Here is a 15,706-nt window from a genome sequence, read left to right as displayed (position 1 = left end):
GCGGCTGCCATAGCAGTACTGCCGAAATTTGCGGGCTCTCACACCCAAATCGTCAAAGATGACGACCCAGGGAAGTTAGCCCTGATGGTTGTGAGCAACAACAGCGAAACGGCAGCGGCGGTCGTAGGATAATTCCCAAAGCATCCAATCCAGAAGCATTTGGTTGCAGGTTAGGAAATGTCTTACGGGTGGAGGGCGTAGGCGAGGGCTGCGCCCTCGATCGCCGGCAAGCCGGCTCCCACCGGGGGGCAGCGTTTGCCGGTGAATTAGAGGAGAGATCAGATGGGGCGCGGGCAGCGTGTTAATGAATCTGGCTGTGGCTGGGCAGGCCGAAGCATCCAATTCAGAAGCGTTTGGTTGCGGGTTAGGGAATGTCTTACGGGTGGAGGGCGTAGGCGAGGGCTGCGCCCTCGATCGCCGGCAAGCCGGCTCCCACATGGATTGCGCCAGCTTTTAGAAATTGGGCAAGACGGTTGCTTACACAGGTAAAGCGCAGGGCTGAAGAACTGCGCGGTCGCGGTGGGAGCCGGCTTGCCGGCGATGGGCTGCGCAGCAGCCCCCATAGCGGAGCTGTAATAGCACGAGCGCGCTCGACGGGACCAGCGAGCATCTGGGGCCGCTTTGCGGCCCATCGCCGGCAAGCCGGCTCCCACCTGGATCGCGCCAGCTTTTAGAAGTTGAGCAAGACCGTTGCTACCACCGGGGCCGGTTTTGCCGGCGAATCAGCGGGCAGATCAGAGCGTACGCGGACGGGTGACGCGATCCACCAGGTAAACCAACCCGTGGTAATCGATCCCGCTGTGGCTGGACAACCCGATCTCACAGGTCCGGCTGGTGGAAATCCCTTCACTGCAATACTGCACTGCGTCCTTCAGGCTGCGCAGTGAGTGGGCATTGAGCTCTGGTGTGGTAAAGCCCTTGTCACCGGCAAACCCGCAACAGTGAATCCCTTCCGGGATAACCACTTGCGTGCTGCAGCGCCGCGCCAGGTCGATCAGCGCCTGGCTTTCACCCAGGTGCTGGGTGCTGCAGGTCACGTGCACCGCCACCGGCTCGTTTTGTGGGGTGAACTCCAGCTTGTCCAGCAGGTGGGTGCGGATGAAGCGCACTGGGTCGTAGAGGTCCAGGCGGGTTTCGCCCAGGTCCTGCACCAGGCGCAGGGTGCAGGGGCTGGTGTCGCAGTAGATGGGGTCGAGGCCGCCGCGGCTGGCGTGCAGCAGCGCGTTGATCAGCTCCTGGCGCTTGTGCTCCGCTTGCTCGGGGTAACCTTTGGACGCGAACGGTTGCCCGCAGCACAGGCTGTCGGCGTTGCCGGGGAACACCACCTGGTAACCGGCCTTTTCCAGCAGGGCGCGGGTCTTGTCCAGCAGTGAACTTTGCTCGCGGTCGGCATAGGCCGGGCCCATCACTCGTGATACGCAAGCCGCCAGGTACACCACCCGTGGCCGGGCATCGTTGCTCGCCGGGCCGAAATCGATGCTGCGCAACGGCTGCGGCATGGCGGGGGACCATTGCGGCAGGCGGCCTTTGCTGGCCTTGCTCAACGAGGCACTCAGGCGGCCCAGGCGTGGGGCGCCGAGCAGCTTGCGGGCGGTGTTGGCGGCGGTCAGGGTCAGGCGGGCGCCACCCAGTGCAGTAGGGAAGTGCTCGGCCAGCCAGTCGGCGGTCTTTGCATGCTCGGCGGCCTGGCTGCGCAACTTCTTCACCAGCTCGCCGGTATTGATGCCCACCGGGCAGCGCTGGGCGCACAGGCCGGTGGCGGCGCAGGTGTCGATGCCTTGGTACTGGTAAGTCTGCAGCAGTGCGCGGGTATCGATGCCGGCGCGTTTTTTCGCCTGAATGTCACGCCACATGACGATGCGCTGGCGTGGGCTGAGGGTCAGGCCTTTGGACGGGCAGACCGGTTCGCAGAAGCCGCACTCGATGCATTTGTCGACGATCTCGTCGGCGGCGGGCAGCGGCTTCAGGTTTTTCAGGTGAATGTCCGGGTCTTCGCTCAACACCACGTCGGGGTTGAGGATGCCGTTGGGGTCGAGCAGGCGCTTGAGCGTCCACATCAGCTGATAGGCGTCATGCCCCCACTCCAGCTCCACGAACGGCGCCATGTTGCGGCCGGTGCCGTGCTCGGCCTTGAGCGAGCCGCCGAACTCCACGGCCACCAGTTGCGCCACGTCATCCATGAAGGCCTGGTAGCGCGCGACTTCTTGCGCGCTGTTGAAACCCTGGGTGAAGACAAAGTGCAGGTTGCCCTCCAGCGCATGGCCGAAAATGATCGCTTCGTCGTAGTGGTGCTTGTCGAACAGCTGGATCAGGCGATTGACGCCTTCGGCCAGTTGCTCGACGGGGAAGGTGACGTCTTCGATGATCACCGTGGTGCCGGTCTGGCGCACGGCGCCGACGGCGGGGAAGGTGTCCTTGCGGATCTTCCACAGCTGGTTGTACACCGCCGGGTCTTCGCTGAAGTCGACTTTCTGTTCCAGCGGGTATTCGGCGATAGAGGCCATGACCTGTTGCAGTTGTTCGTGCAGCAGGCTCTGGCTGGCGGCGCGGGACTCGATCAGCAGCGCGCAGGCATTGTCCGACAGGCCTTTTACCCACAGCGGCATGCCCGGCATGTTTTGCACCGAACGCAGGCTGCGGCGGTCGAGCAGCTCCACGGCGGACACCGGCTGGCGCTTGAGCACGGTCACCGCGCGGCAGCAGCTTTCCACGCTGGGGAACACCAGCAGCGCGCTGGCCTTGTGCGGGTGATCGGGCACGGTGTCGTAGGTGACGGCGCTGATGAAGCCCAGCGTACCTTCAGACCCAACCAGCAAATGCTGGAGGATATCCAGCGGCTTGTCGTAGTCCACCAGGGCGTTGAGCGACAGGCCGGTGGTGTTCTTCAGCCGGTACTTGTGCCGGATGCGCTCTGCCAGTGCGGTGTTGGCGCGGGTTTCGCGGCCAAGCCGGGCCAGCGCTTCGAGCAGGTCGGCGTGGCTGTTTTCAAAGGCGGCAACGCTGGCCGGGTCTTCGCTGTCCAGGCGCGTGCCGTCAGCCAGCACCAGGCGCAGGCCGGCCAGGGTGTGGTAGGTGTTCTGTGCGGTGCCGCAGCACATGCCGCTGGCGTTGTTGGCAACGATGCCGCCGATCTTGCAGGCATTGATCGAGGCCGGGTCCGGGCCGATCTTGCGCCCGTAAGGGGCCAGCCAGGCGTTGGCCTGGGCACCGATAACCCCCGGTTGCAGGCGGATCTGTTCGCCCTGGCCACGGATCTCTTTGTTGCCCCAGTTATCGCCGAGCACGATCAGCACCGAGTCACTGATAGCCTGGCCGGACAGGCTGGTGCCCGCGGCGCGGAAGGTCACCGGCACGCGCTCGCGCTGGGCCAGTTGCAGCAGCCCGACCACTTCGTCCTCCGACTCCACGCGCACGACCAGCTTGGGGATCAGCCGGTAGAAACTGGCGTCGGTGCCGAAGGCCAGGGTGGACGTGGCGTCGTCGAAACGGCGATCGGCGGGTATCAGGCGCTCGGCATCACGCAGGAATGCGGCGGGCAGGCTCATGCTATCTCCTCACCGGGCCACGGCGTCTGGCGCGCCGCATGCCCGGTCATACAGGCGGTGTTTTTGCAGGCGCTCAAGCGCCCAGTTCGCGTACCAGCGAGTCGCGGCTGATCTCGCTGATCGCCTTGGCGCCCGTAAGCACCATGGCCACGCGCATTTCTTTTTCGAACAGTTCGAGCAGGTTCTTCACCCCGGCCTGGCCATGCACGGCCAGGGCCCAGAGGAAGGCGCGGCCGATCAGTACGGTGTCTGCGCCCAGGGCGATCATGCGCACTACATCGAGGCCGCTGCGGATGCCGGAGTCGGCGAGGATTTTCAGGTCGCCTTTCACTGCGTCGGCAATCGCCGGCAACGCACGGGCGCTGGACAGCACGCCGTCGAGCTGGCGGCCGCCGTGGTTGGAGACGACGATGCCGTCGGCACCGAACTTGACCGCGTCACGTGCGTCGTCGGCGTCGAGGATGCCTTTGATGATCATCGGGCCGTCCCAGAACTCGCGGATCCATTCCAGGTCCTTCCAGGAAATCGACGGGTCGAAGTTGCTACCCAGCCAGCCGATGTAGTCGGCAAGGCCGGTGGGGTTGCCGCGGTATTTGGAAATGTTGCCCAGGTCGTGCGGGCGGCCCATCACGCCAACGTCCCAGGCCCATTCGGGGTGGGTCATGGCCTGCAACACGCGGCGCATTGGCCCGTTGGCACCGCTCATGCCGGAGTGTGCATCACGGTAACGGGCGCCTGGCACCGGCATGTCGACGGTGAACACCAGGGTTTTGACCCCGGCGGCCTTGGCCCGCTCCAGCGCGTTGCGCATGAAGCCGCGGTCTTTGAGCACATACAGCTGGAACCACATCGGCCGGTCGATGGCTGGCGCCACTTCTTCGATCGGGCAGACCGACACGGTAGACATGGTGAAGGGGATGCCATGGGCGGCTGCCGCACGGGCTGCCTGCACTTCGCCGCGGCGGGCATACATACCGGTGAGGCCGACCGGGGCCAGGGCCACGGGCATGCTCAGGGTTTCGTCGAACAGCCGGGTTTCCAGGCTCAGCTCGGACATGTTCTTCAGCACCCGCTGGCGCAGGGCAATGCCGGCCAGGTCCGAGACGTTGTGGCGCAGGGTGTGCTCTGCGTACGCGCCGCCGTCGGCATAGTGGAAGAGGAAGGGGGGCAGCTTGCGTTGGGCCGCGGCGCGATAGTCGGTGGAGGCGGAAATGATCATGGATTCTCGCAGCGTGGGTTGAAGGAGATGCCGGGCGCTCGGTGGCGCCCGGCCCCTTTCACTTTAGTGATGGACCAGCATGCCGGTCAGCCAGTAGGCCTGTACCAAGGTGATCAGGCCGACGATGGTGGCGAAGAACAGGCTGTGCTTGACGGTGAAGCGGAACAGGTCGGACTCCTTGCCGACCAGGCCGGTGGCTGCGCAGGCCACGGCGATCGACTGCGGCGAGATCATCTTGCCGGTCACGCCGCCGCTGGTGTTGGCTGCTACCAGCAGGGTGTCGTTGACCCCGATCTGGTGGGCGGTGGTGGCCTGCAGCGAACCGAACAGGGCATTGGACGAGGTGTCGGAGCCTGTGAGGAACACACCCAGCCAGCCCAGGAACGGCGAGAAGAACGGGAACGCGGCGCCGGTGCCGGCCAGTACCAGGGCCATGGTCGAAGACATGCCCGAATAGTTGGTGACGAAGGCGAAGGCCAGGACCATACCGATCGACAGGATCGGCCAGCGCAGCTCCCAGAAGGTTTCCTTGAAAGTGGTAAGACCAGTTTTGAAGTTGATCTTCAATACGGCCATGGAGATCAGCGCGGACAGGAAGATCGCTGTGCCGGTGGCGGAGATCGGGTCGAGCTTGAACACCGCTGACATGGCGGTCGGCGCGGCGACGATCGGCGCGGTCTTGATCACCAGTTGGTCGAGGTGCGGGATGGCGAAGTTGAACACGAAGTTGTACATCGCGCCGCCCGGGGCGAACGCCGCCTTGAACGGTTTCAGGGTCCAGATGGTGACCAGCACGGTGAGGATCAGGAACGGCGACCAGGCCTTGAAGATTTCACCGAAGCTGTAAGGGCTTGGCTGGCTGCCGCCGCTGCTGACCACGGCGGCGCCGACGCTGCCTTTGGCTTCGGCGAACGAGCGCTTGGGCTGCCAGACCTTCAGGAACAGGGTCAGGGCGACAAGGCTGGCCAGGGCCGAGGTGATGTCCGGCAGTTCCGGGCCGATGAAGTTGGAGGTGAAGTACTGGGTGACGGCGAAACTCAGGCCGGCCACCAGGGCTGCAGGCCAGGTTTCTTTGACGCCGCGCAGGCCGTCCATCATGAACACCAGCCAGAACGGCACGAATAACGACAGCAGAGGCAGCTGGCGGCCGGTCATGGCGCCGATGTGGAAGGCGTCGATGCCCGTGACCTGGCCGGCGACGATGATCGGGATGCCCAGGGCGCCGAACGCCACGGGGGCGGTGTTGGCGATCAGGCACAGGCCGGCGGCGTACAGCGGGTTGAAGCCCAGGCCCACCAGCAGCGCGGCAGTGATTGCCACTGGTGCGCCGAAGCCGGCCGCGCCTTCGAGGAAGGCACCGAAGCAGAAACCGATCAGCAGCACCTGCAGGCGCTGGTCGTCGGTGATCGACAGTACCGAGCTGCGGATCACCTCGAACTGGCCGCTCTTGACCGTGAGTTTGTACAGGAACACCGCGGCTACGATGATCCAGGCGATTGGCCAGAGGCCGTAGAGGAAGCCATAGCCCGCGGCAGCAAGGGCCATGTCGACCGGCATCTGGAAGGCGAAGATCGCCACCAGCATCGATAATCCAAGGGTAATGCTGCCGGCGACGTGGCCTTTGAGGCGGAACACGGCGAGGGCCAGGAAGAAGAACACGATGGGTATGACCGCCGCCAGTGCGGACAGGCCAAGACTACCAAGCGGGGAATAGAGTTGTTGCCAGGTTTGCATATGGGGTAGCCCCTAATTGTTGTTGGTCAGGCACTGGCATTGGATAATTGGTAAGACCAATTTACAATGGCTGGACGCTAGGTTAAAAGCGCTGTCATGGGTGTGTCAATTTGTCCTGTGCAAAACTTTGGTCGTGTGCCGATGAGCGGGCGGCTGATGGTGTTTGAAAATCGTCGCCTGATGGGTGTCGGCGTGGCGTGGATCGGCGAGAATAGACGCCCCCTGAACTTTGCCGGGGGTTTGTGGAGAGCATGTGATGGTTTTTGATCAGGTCCGCCAGCGGCGCCTGTCCGACGACATCGTCGATCGGTTGGAAGGGATGATTCTCGAAGGCACGCTGACCTCAGGCCAGCGGCTGCCGGCCGAGCGCGCCCTGGCCGAGCAGTTCGGTGTGTCGCGCCCCTCACTGCGCGAGGCGATCCAGAAGCTGGTGGCCAAGGGGCTGTTGGTCAGCCGGCAGGGTGGCGGTAACTATGTGGCCGAATCGCTCGGTTCAACCTTCAGTGACCCATTGCTGCAGCTGCTGGAGCACAGCGCCGAGGCGCAGCGCGATTTGCTGGAGTTCCGTCACACCCTGGAGGCGTCATGCGCCTACTACGCTGCCCAGCGCGCCACCGAGCCAGATCGGGCGCGCCTCAAGGCTGCATTCGACACCCTGCAGGACTGTTATGCGCGGGCTGACCAAGTCACGCGCGCAGAGGAGGGCGCGGCGGATGCGCGATTCCACCTGGCGATTGCCGAAGCCAGCCACAATGCGGTGCTGCTGCATACCATTCGCGGGCTGTTCGACCTGCTAAAGCGCAACGTGGTGACCAACATCGGGGGCATGTACCAGCAGCGTACTGAGACGCGGGACATGCTGATCAGCCAGCACCGTGAGTTGTACCAGGCGATTGTCGAGGGCAGGGCGGATGATGCGCGGGAGGTGTCCAGCCGGCACATTCTGTATGTGCAGGAGGTGCTGGAAGAGGCGCAGAGCGAAGCCCAGCGCGTAGCGCGGGCAGAGCGGCGCAGCGGGCGCTGAAGTTTGCTGGCCCTATCGCCGGCAAGCCGGCTCCCACAGGTACTCCACCGACTTCAAGCCAGTGGGCTGCCTGTGGGAGCCGGCTTGCCGGCGATAAGGTCGCTACAGGCGAAAGAAGCCTTTAGTCTTCCTTGCCCTTGTTGCGCACCGCACGCTGCAGCTCGCGGTTGGAATCGCGTTCGCGCACGGTGTCGCGCTTGTCGAATTCCTTCTTGCCCTTGCCAAGCGCAATCTCGCACTTGATCAGGTGCTTGCTCCAGTACAGCGCCAGGGCCACACAGGTGTAGCCCTTTTGCGCCACCGCAGCTTCCACACGCTCCAGCTCGCGCTTGTTCAGCAGCAGCTTGCGCGAGCGGATAGGGTCGGCGATGACGTGGGTGCTGGCAGTGGTCAGCGGGGTGATGTGGCTGCCGAACAGCCAGGCTTCGCCATCCTTGAGCAGCACGTAGCTGTCGGTCAGGTGCGCCTTGCCGGCCCGCAGGCTTTTTACTTCCCAACCGGACAGGACCAGCCCGGCCTCGAACTTGTGTTCGATGAAGTAATCGTGTCGCGCCTTTTTGTTTTGCGCGATGGTCCCGGTCGGATGTTTCTTTTGTTTAGCCATAGGGGCGGCATTATAGGCAAGTCACCGCGTGGTCGGCTACGGGATTTAGGTGCGCTTGAGCCACCGCAATGAATACCGGACAATACAGGCCCTGTCTTACGCACAGAACCTGTTTTTGGCACGCTGCGAAGCCCGCCACCCAGCCTTGGAAGTGACGCCTGGATGACTACCCATATTCAACGCTCCGCCCTGCTGCCGTACCCTGCCCAGGCGCTGTACGACCTGGTCAATGATGTAGCCAGCTACCCGCAGTTCCTGCCCTGGTGCTCGGCTTCGACGGTGCTCGAAGCCAGTGACACGCACATGCGCGCCAAGCTGGAGGTGGCCAAAGGGGGCATGAGCCAGCAGTTCGTGACCCGCAATGTGCTGGTGCCGGGGCAGTCCATCGAGATGAACCTGGAAGAAGGGCCGTTCACCCAGCTGCACGGCGTGTGGGTGTTCAAGGCACTGGGTGAAAAAGCCTGCAAGATCAGCCTGGACCTGTCCTTCGATTACGCCGGGCCGATTGTGCGGGCGACCTTGGGGCCGCTGTTCAATCAGGCCGCCAACACGCTGGTGGATGCGTTCTGTCAGCGTGCCAAGCAGCTCAATACGTGATGCTGCCAAGTCATCAGGCACAAAAAAGCCCGGACTGATCCGGGCTTTTTTTGCGCCTGCATTTACTGCGGCGAGGTTTCCAGCGGGGCAGGTGTCGGCACCGGTGTGGTCTCGATGGTGTCGATCTCGCGCTGGATGGATTCTTCCACCGAACCAGGTTTGGCCGGCTTCTCTTCCGGTTGCGACGCTGGCTGGCCTGGCTGGGTGGCCGGGCTGACCGTGGTATCACCGCTGCCGCCCAGGATTTCCTGGTCGCGGCTCACGCCTGGCATGAAGTCACCCGACAGGCTGACCAGTTGGTCGCTGTCGTTGAAGAAGATGCTCATGCGCTCCTGCTGGCGTTGGCCGCCACCAGGTTGCAGGCTGTACAGGTAATCCCAACGATTGGTGTTGAAAGTATCCTGAAGCAGAGGGTTGCCCATGATAAACCTTACTTGCCGGCGGGTCATTCCGGGGCGTAATTGGTCTATCATGTCTTGCGTAACGACATTGCCCTGCTGGATGTCGATTTTGTAAACCCCGGGAAACGAGCAACCGGCGAGTGCGAGCAGTCCCACGAAGGTGAGGCTGGTTAGCAAGAGCTTGGTGTTGTTTTGCATCGGTGGGCGACTTCCACTATCTTGGCTGGACAACGTAAACCCCGATCATACCCGTATTAAGAGAAGCTGCGAAGCAGCATCGGCGAGAAAGCTGACCATGGTTGAAAATAGCGAATTGCGCAAAGCCGGTCTCAAGGTGACACTGCCTCGAGTCAAGATCCTTCAGATGCTCGACTCGACCGAGCAACGTCACATGAGCGCCGAGGATGTCTACAAGGCGCTGATGGAGGCTGGCGAGGACGTCGGCCTGGCAACCGTTTATCGCGTACTCACCCAGTTCGAGGCTGCTGGGCTGGTGGTACGGCACAACTTCGATGGCGGTCACGCAGTTTTCGAGCTGGCGGACGGCGGTCACCACGACCATATGGTCAACGTGGACACCAGTGAAGTCATCGAATTCATGGACGCCGAAATCGAGCGGCGCCAAAAAGAGATCGTGGCCGAGCATGGCTACGAGCTGGTGGACCACAACCTGGTCCTCTACGTGCGTAAGAAAAAGTAACGATTGCGGTCGTTATGAAGAGCAAAGGCGGCCCTGGGGTCGCCTTTGTGCTTTCTGCTGCAGGGGTAGCTGCGTGAGCCGGCTGTCGGCGATGACACCAAGTATCACGCCTTACCGGACACCACCATCTTGCGCGCATGTGCCAGCGATTCCTTGGTCAGGTCGATACCGCCCAGCATCCGCGCCACTTCCTCGACCCGTTCGCGCTTGCCAAGGCTTGCTACGGCAGTGTGCGTGGTGTCGCTGTTGCGCACCTTGTGCACGAACAAATGATGGTGCCCCTGCGCCGCGACCTGCGGCAGGTGGGTGACGGTCAGCACCTGGCCGCGCTCACCGAGGCGGCGCAACAGCTGGCCGACGATCTCGGCCGTCGGGCCACCGATGCCCACGTCAACCTCATCGAAGACCAGTGTCGGGATGCGTGAGGTTTGCGCCGTGATGACCTGGATCGCCAGGCTGATCCGTGACAGTTCGCCACCCGAGGCCACCTTGGCCAAACCTTTGAGCGGCTGCCCGGGGTTGGCGCTCACCAGCAGCTCTATCTGCTCCAGGCCGTGTGGCGACAGGTCGCTGCTTTCGTTGGGTGTGAGTTCGATGCAGAACCGCCCGCCAGGCATGCCCAGGCGCTGGATCTCCTGTTCGACCGCGATGGCGAGCTGCTGTGCCGCCTGCTGGCGCAGGGCGCTCAGCTCGATCGCCCTTTCCTGATAGTGCTTGGCATAGGCCGACAGTTCTTCGCCCAGGCGCTCGATCGATTCGTCGCTGGCATTCAGGCCTTCCAGCTCCTCCATCAACTGCTGCTGCAGGTGGGGCAGTTCGGTCGGGTGCACGCGATGTTTGCGCGCCAGGGTGTAGATGGTGTCGAGGCGCTCTTCCAGGGCCTGCAGGCGCATGGGGTCGGCGTCGAAATTGTCGAGGAAGCGGTTGAGTTCGCCTACGGCTTCTTCTATCTGGATCTGTGCGCTGGCGATGAGGTTGGCGGCTTCACCCAGCGCCTTGGGGGTGTTGGCTGCGGCGCCCAGGCGATTGAGGCTGGAGGTGAGGGCGCCGAGCACATTGCCTGAGTCGCTTTCGCTGCATTGGTCGATGACCTGGCGGCAGATGCCGAACAGGGCCTCGGCGTTGGTCAGGTTCTTGTGTTCCTGCTCCAGCTGCTCCAGTTCGTTTTCACCCAGGCCAAGGTTGTCGAGCTCTTCCAGCTGATAGCTGAGCAACTGGTGGCGTGCGCGCTGCTCATCGCCGGAGTTGGACAGGCGCTCGAGCTCCAGGCGGGTCTGGTTCCAGCGCTTGGCTGCGAGCTGGACCTGGCGGGACAGGTCGATGGCGCCGGCATATTCGTCGAGCAGGCGGCGGTGGGTGTCGGTCTTGAGCAGCGACTGGTGCTCATGCTGGCTGTGGATGTCGATCAGCAGTTCACCGAGCGCCTTCAGGTCACCCAGTGGGCAGGGCGTGCCGTTTATATAGCCGCGGCTGCGGCCTTCGGCCGTGATGACGCGGCGCAGGATGCACGGGCCGCCGTCGTCCAGGTCGCGCTCGGCCAGCCAGGTGTGCGCTTCGGGGATATCCACCAGATCGAAGGTGGCCAGGATGTCCGCCTTGTCCGCGCCAGGGCGCACCACGCCGCTGTCGGCGCGATCACCAAGGGCCAGGCCGAGGGCGTCGAGCATGATCGATTTGCCTGCGCCGGTCTCGCCGGTGATGACGGACATGCCGCGGGCGAGTTCGAGGTCGAGGTGTTCGACGATGGCGTAGTTGTGAATGGACAGATGCACCAGCATGGGGCGGCTCCCGAGAAGTCAGGTCTGGTTATTTATACAGTACTTTTTTCGAGCCTGCCAATGCCTGCTCGCAGTTTCCATCGTCGACCTGAAAACCGCTTTGCCCCTTGAAGCTGATTTTTCCGGCCCCATATAGCCGGCAGACACGGCGAGCTTTGCTCGTACTACAGAGATTGCGGAGGAGAGACCCCATGGCTGACGAACAGCTGAATGAGAAAGACCTTAACGCCGAAGAGGCTGGTGCAGTGGATAACGGCGCCCGCGTTCAAGAGCTCGAGGAGCAGCTGGCCGCCGCCAAGGATCAGTCCCTGCGTGCCGTCGCCGACCTGCAGAACGTGCGTCGCCGCGCCGAGCAGGATGTCGAGAAGGCGCACAAATTCGCCCTGGAGAAGTTTGCCGGCGACCTGTTGCCGGTGATCGACAGCCTGGAGCTGGCTCTGGCGCACTCCAGCGCTGAAGATGAGCAGGTCAAGAAGATCCGTGAAGGCGTCGAACTGACCCTCAAGATGTTCCAGGACACCCTCAAGCGTTACAACCTCGAAGCCATCGACCCGCACGGTCAGCCGTTCAATGCCGAGCACCATCAGGCCATGGCCATGCAGGAAAGCGCCGAGGTAGAGCCCAACAGCGTGCTGAACGTGTTCCAGAAGGGCTACCTGCTCAACGGCCGCCTGCTGCGCCCTGCCATGGTGGTGGTCAGCAAGGCGCCGAGCGCGCCGCAGCCTTCTATCGATGAAAAGGCTTGAAATCTGACGGGCCATCCCCATCTAGGTGTCAAGCCTTCAAGTATTACCGCAGTTGGCCAAAGTAGTCGCTGCTACCAAATTCAAGTTTCGGGAGAGTAAACATGGGCAAAATCATCGGTATCGACCTGGGGACCACCAACTCGTGCGTCTCCATTCTGGAAAACGGTAACGTCAAGGTCATCGAAAACGCCGAAGGTGCGCGTACCACCCCTTCGATCGTGGCCTACGCCAATGATGGCGAAATCCTGGTTGGCCAGTCGGCCAAGCGCCAGGCCGTCACCAACCCGCACAACACCCTGTTCGCAGTGAAGCGCCTCATCGGCCGCCGCTTCGAAGAAGATGTCGTGCAGAAAGACATCAAGCTGGTGCCGTACAAGATCGTCAAGGCTAACAACGGTGACGCCTGGGTCGAGGCTGCCGGCAAGGAAATGGCGCCGCCGCAGATCAGCGCCGAAGTTCTGAAAAAGATGAAGAAGACCGCCGAAGACTACCTCGGCGAGCCAGTCACCGAAGCGGTCATCACCGTTCCGGCCTACTTCAACGACAGCCAGCGTCAGGCCACCAAAGACGCCGGTCGCATCGCGGGTCTGGACGTAAAGCGCATCATCAACGAACCGACCGCTGCTGCGCTGGCCTATGGCATGGACAAGGCCAAGGGCGACCACACTGTCATCGTTTATGACCTGGGTGGCGGTACCTTCGACGTATCGGTCATCGAAATCGCCGAAGTTGACGGTGAGCACCAGTTCGAAGTGCTGGCCACCAACGGCGACACCTTCCTGGGTGGCGAAGACTTCGACATGCGCCTGATCGACTACCTCGTCGACGAGTTCAAGAAAGAGTCGGGCATGGACCTGAAGAACGACCCTCTGGCCCTGCAGCGTCTGAAAGAAGCCGCGGAAAAGGCCAAGATCGAACTGTCCTCCGCTCAGTCGACCGACGTCAACCTGCCGTACATCACTGCAGATGCGACCGGTCCGAAGCACCTGAACGTGAAGATCTCCCGCGCCAAGCTGGAGTCGCTGGTGGAAGACCTGGTCAACCGTACCATCGAGCCTTGCCGCATCGCCCTGAAAGACGCAGGCATCGACGCCAGCAAGATCGACGACGTGATCCTGGTCGGTGGCCAGACCCGTATGCCGCTGGTTCAGAAGGCCGTTGCCGATTTCTTCGGCAAGGAAGCCCGCAAGGACGTCAACCCGGACGAAGCAGTTGCCATGGGCGCTGCCATCCAGGGTGCCGTACTGGCCGGTGACGTGAAAGACGTACTGCTGCTGGACGTCAGCCCGCTGACCCTGGGTATCGAAACCATGGGCGGCGTGATGACCCCGCTGATCGAGAAGAACACCACCATTCCGACCAAGAAGTCGCAGGTGTTCTCGACTGCCGACGACAACCAGGGCGCAGTGACCATTCACGTGCTGCAGGGTGAGCGCAAGCAGGCTTCGCAGAACAAGTCGCTGGGCAAGTTCGACCTGGCTGACATCCCGCCAGCACCGCGTGGTGTTCCGCAGATCGAAGTGACCTTCGACATTGACGCCAACGGCATCCTGCACGTCGGCGCCAAAGACAAGGCCACCGGCAAGACTCAGTCGATTGTGATCAAGGCCAACTCCGGTCTGTCCGACGAAGAGATCGAAAAAATGGTGCGTGACGCCGAGGCCAATGCCGAGGAAGACCGCAAGTTCGAAGAGCTGGCCGCTGCCCGCAACCAGGGTGATGCGCTGGTTCACTCGACCCGCAAGATGGTCGCTGACGCCGGTGACAAGGTCACTGCCGAAGAGAAGACTGCCATCGAAGCGGCCGTGGTTGCCCTGGAAGCCGCTGTGAAAGGCGACGACAAGGCTGCCATCGATGCCAAGGTCGAAGAGCTGTCCAAGGTCTCCGCGCCGGTAGCCCAGAAGATGTACGCCGAGCAGTCGGCCGAACAGCCTCAGGGCGGCGCTCAGCAGGCCGAGCCGGAAGCCAAGCACGATGACGTGGTTGACGCCGAGTTCGAAGAAGTGAAAGGCGACGACAAGAAGTAATCGTTGCATGTTGTCGGCCAGCCCACCGCCGTTTGGCGGTGAGCTGGTAGGATGTCGCCGCGCGGGGGCTTGCTCCCGCGTTGGCGTATCTGGAATTCGAGAATTTTTACAGCATTTGTCTGGGCCGCATCGGGTCTTCAGGCGGGTGCTGACGGCGCGGCGCGGGTGCCGAACGCCCAACAAGGTGCAAATGACCTATGTCCAAGCGTGATTATTATGAGGTCCTGGGTGTCGAGCGCGGCGCCAGTGAAGCAGACCTGAAAAAGGCTTATCGCCGCCTGGCGATGAAGTACCACCCGGACCGCAACCCGGGCGATAAAGAGTCCGAAGACAAGTTCAAGGAGGCCAACGAGGCCTACGAAGTACTGTCTGACGCAAGCAAGCGGGCGGCGTTCGACCAGTATGGTCACGCCGGCGTCGACCCGAGCATGGGTGGCGGCGGTGCAGGCTTCGGTGGCGCCAACTTCTCCGACATCTTTGGCGATGTGTTCAGTGACTTCTTCGGTGGTGGTCGTGGCGGTGGTCGTGGTGGCGCTTCGCGCGGCAGCGACCTGCGCTACACCCTGGAGCTGAACCTGGAAGAAGCCGTGCGCGGCACCACGGTCAGCATTCGGGTGCCGACCCTGGTCAACTGCCAGCCTTGTGACGGCAGTGGTGCGAAGAAGGGTTCGACCCCGTCGACCTGCCCGACGTGCGGCGGTATCGGCCAGGTGCGCATGCAGCAGGGCTTCTTCTCGGTGCAGCAGACCTGCCCGCGCTGCCATGGCCAGGGCAAGATCATCACCGACCCTTGCGGTTCGTGCCACGGTGAAGGCCGTGTCGAGGAATACAAGACCCTGTCGGTCAAGGTGCCGGCCGGCGTCGACACTGGCGACCGCATCCGCCTGTCCGGCGAAGGCGAGGCAGGCACCCATGGTGGCCCGACCGGCGACCTTTACGTGGTGATCAACGTGCGTGAGCACGAGATTTTCCAGCGTGACGGCAAGCACCTGTATTGCGAAGTGCCTATCAGCTATACCGATGCCGCTCTGGGTGGCGAGCTGGAAGTGCCGACCCTCGATGGTCGTGTGAAGCTGAAGATCCCGGAAGGCACGCAGACCGGCAAGCAGTTCCGCTTGCGTGGCAAGGGTGTGGCACCGGTGCGTGGTGGTGGTGCGGGTGACCTGCTGTGCCGCGTTGCGGTCGAGACCCCGGTCAACCTCAGCCGTCGCCAGCGTGAACTGCTCGAAGAGCTGCGCGACTCGCTCGAAGGCGACAGCTCCCACTCGCCCAAGGCCAATGGCTGGTTCGATGGCGTGAAGCGCTTCTTCGGCGATCTCTGACAAGGAACA

Annotated in this window: 12 protein-coding genes; 6 read left to right on the top strand and 6 right to left on the bottom strand. The window is 62.7% G+C overall.

Annotation, left to right across the window (positions count from 1 at the left end; all coding sequences use genetic code 11):
• Positions 1-734 precede the first annotated feature (734 nt).
• The 3 genes from ACEWE8_RS20145 to ACEWE8_RS20135 all read right to left on the bottom strand — a co-directional run bounded on the left by ACEWE8_RS20145 (position 735) and on the right by ACEWE8_RS20135 (position 6,498).
• Entirely contained in the window at positions 735-3,545 is a 2,811-nt protein-coding gene (locus ACEWE8_RS20145; protein ID WP_046788143.1) for an FAD-binding and (Fe-S)-binding domain-containing protein, read from the bottom strand.
• A 73-nt stretch (positions 3,546-3,618) separates the two neighbouring features.
• Positions 3,619-4,764 (bottom strand): FMN-dependent L-lactate dehydrogenase LldD, encoded by a 1,146-nt coding sequence (gene lldD / locus ACEWE8_RS20140; RefSeq protein WP_012312630.1) that lies wholly within the window; start codon positions 4,762-4,764, stop codon positions 3,619-3,621.
• A gap of 63 nt (positions 4,765-4,827) precedes the next feature.
• Positions 4,828-6,498: a lactate permease LctP family transporter gene (locus tag ACEWE8_RS20135; RefSeq protein WP_395589356.1), complete on the bottom strand. Its 1,671-nt coding sequence runs from the start codon at positions 6,496-6,498 to the stop codon at positions 4,828-4,830.
• Positions 6,499-6,754: 256 nt separating this feature from the next.
• Between ACEWE8_RS20135 and ACEWE8_RS20130 the strand changes: the two genes are divergently transcribed.
• Positions 6,755-7,522 carry an FCD domain-containing protein gene (locus ACEWE8_RS20130; RefSeq protein ID WP_046788145.1) on the top strand — a complete coding sequence of 256 codons (768 nt, stop codon included), beginning with the start codon at positions 6,755-6,757 and terminating at the stop codon, positions 7,520-7,522.
• Positions 7,523-7,643: 121 nt separating this feature from the next.
• Here ACEWE8_RS20130 and smpB read toward each other — a convergent pair whose 3' ends face one another.
• Positions 7,644-8,126, bottom strand: a complete 483-nt coding sequence (gene smpB / locus ACEWE8_RS20125; protein WP_012312633.1) for an SsrA-binding protein SmpB — start codon at positions 8,124-8,126, stop codon at positions 7,644-7,646.
• Positions 8,127-8,288: 162 nt separating this feature from the next.
• Between smpB and ACEWE8_RS20120 the strand changes: the two genes are divergently transcribed.
• Positions 8,289-8,723, top strand: coding sequence for a type II toxin-antitoxin system RatA family toxin (locus tag ACEWE8_RS20120; protein ID WP_012312635.1), 435 nt, complete (start codon positions 8,289-8,291; stop codon positions 8,721-8,723).
• A gap of 62 nt (positions 8,724-8,785) precedes the next feature.
• Here the strand turns inward: ACEWE8_RS20120 and ACEWE8_RS20115 are convergent, their stop codons facing one another.
• Positions 8,786-9,322, bottom strand: a complete 537-nt coding sequence (locus tag ACEWE8_RS20115; protein ID WP_046788146.1) for an outer membrane protein assembly factor BamE — start codon at positions 9,320-9,322, stop codon at positions 8,786-8,788.
• A gap of 97 nt (positions 9,323-9,419) precedes the next feature.
• Here ACEWE8_RS20115 and fur point away from each other — a divergent pair, with 97 nt between their 5' ends.
• Positions 9,420-9,824: a ferric iron uptake transcriptional regulator gene (fur, locus tag ACEWE8_RS20110; RefSeq protein WP_046788147.1), complete on the top strand. Its 405-nt coding sequence runs from the start codon at positions 9,420-9,422 to the stop codon at positions 9,822-9,824.
• Positions 9,825-9,928: 104 nt separating this feature from the next.
• Here the strand turns inward: fur and recN are convergent, their stop codons facing one another.
• A complete protein-coding gene (gene recN, locus ACEWE8_RS20105) occupies positions 9,929-11,602 on the bottom strand; it encodes a DNA repair protein RecN (protein WP_046788148.1) in 1,674 nt (557 codons plus the stop codon).
• A gap of 191 nt (positions 11,603-11,793) precedes the next feature.
• Here recN and grpE point away from each other — a divergent pair, with 191 nt between their 5' ends.
• The 3 genes from grpE (at position 11,794) to dnaJ (ending at position 15,697) form a co-directional block, all read left to right on the top strand.
• The gene (gene grpE, locus ACEWE8_RS20100) at positions 11,794-12,348 is read left to right on the top strand and encodes a nucleotide exchange factor GrpE (RefSeq protein ID WP_012312638.1); all 555 of its coding nucleotides are present in this window, start codon (positions 11,794-11,796) and stop codon (positions 12,346-12,348) included.
• A 101-nt stretch (positions 12,349-12,449) separates the two neighbouring features.
• Entirely contained in the window at positions 12,450-14,375 is a 1,926-nt protein-coding gene (gene dnaK, locus ACEWE8_RS20095) for a molecular chaperone DnaK (protein WP_046788149.1), read from the top strand.
• 197 nt (positions 14,376-14,572) lie between these two features.
• Entirely contained in the window at positions 14,573-15,697 is a 1,125-nt protein-coding gene (dnaJ, locus tag ACEWE8_RS20090) for a molecular chaperone DnaJ (RefSeq protein ID WP_039602362.1), read from the top strand.
• Positions 15,698-15,706 lie beyond the last annotated feature (9 nt).

The organism is Pseudomonas sp. TR47, from assembly GCF_044143025.1.
Taxonomy (GTDB): Bacteria; Pseudomonadota; Gammaproteobacteria; order Pseudomonadales; family Pseudomonadaceae; genus Aquipseudomonas; species Aquipseudomonas putida_E.
This window is presented reverse-complemented; position numbering and strand designations above follow the sequence as displayed.

Excerpts from the sequence above, each read along its gene's own strand:
- ACEWE8_RS20145 (WP_046788143.1), bottom strand. The coding sequence starts at position 3,545 with ATGAGCCTGCCCGCCGCATTCCTGCGTGATGCCGAGCGCCTGATACCC.
- lldD (WP_012312630.1), bottom strand. The coding sequence starts at position 4,764 with ATGATCATTTCCGCCTCCACCGACTATCGCGCCGCGGCCCAACGCAAG.
- ACEWE8_RS20135 (WP_395589356.1), bottom strand. The coding sequence starts at position 6,498 with ATGCAAACCTGGCAACAACTCTATTCCCCGCTTGGTAGTCTTGGCCTG.
- ACEWE8_RS20130 (WP_046788145.1), top strand. The coding sequence starts at position 6,755 with ATGGTTTTTGATCAGGTCCGCCAGCGGCGCCTGTCCGACGACATCGTC.
- smpB (WP_012312633.1), bottom strand. The coding sequence starts at position 8,126 with ATGGCTAAACAAAAGAAACATCCGACCGGGACCATCGCGCAAAACAAA.
- ACEWE8_RS20120 (WP_012312635.1), top strand. The coding sequence starts at position 8,289 with ATGACTACCCATATTCAACGCTCCGCCCTGCTGCCGTACCCTGCCCAG.
- ACEWE8_RS20115 (WP_046788146.1), bottom strand. The coding sequence starts at position 9,322 with ATGCAAAACAACACCAAGCTCTTGCTAACCAGCCTCACCTTCGTGGGA.
- fur (WP_046788147.1), top strand. The coding sequence starts at position 9,420 with ATGGTTGAAAATAGCGAATTGCGCAAAGCCGGTCTCAAGGTGACACTG.
- recN (WP_046788148.1), bottom strand. The coding sequence starts at position 11,602 with ATGCTGGTGCATCTGTCCATTCACAACTACGCCATCGTCGAACACCTC.
- grpE (WP_012312638.1), top strand. The coding sequence starts at position 11,794 with ATGGCTGACGAACAGCTGAATGAGAAAGACCTTAACGCCGAAGAGGCT.
- dnaK (WP_046788149.1), top strand. The coding sequence starts at position 12,450 with ATGGGCAAAATCATCGGTATCGACCTGGGGACCACCAACTCGTGCGTC.
- dnaJ (WP_039602362.1), top strand. The coding sequence starts at position 14,573 with ATGTCCAAGCGTGATTATTATGAGGTCCTGGGTGTCGAGCGCGGCGCC.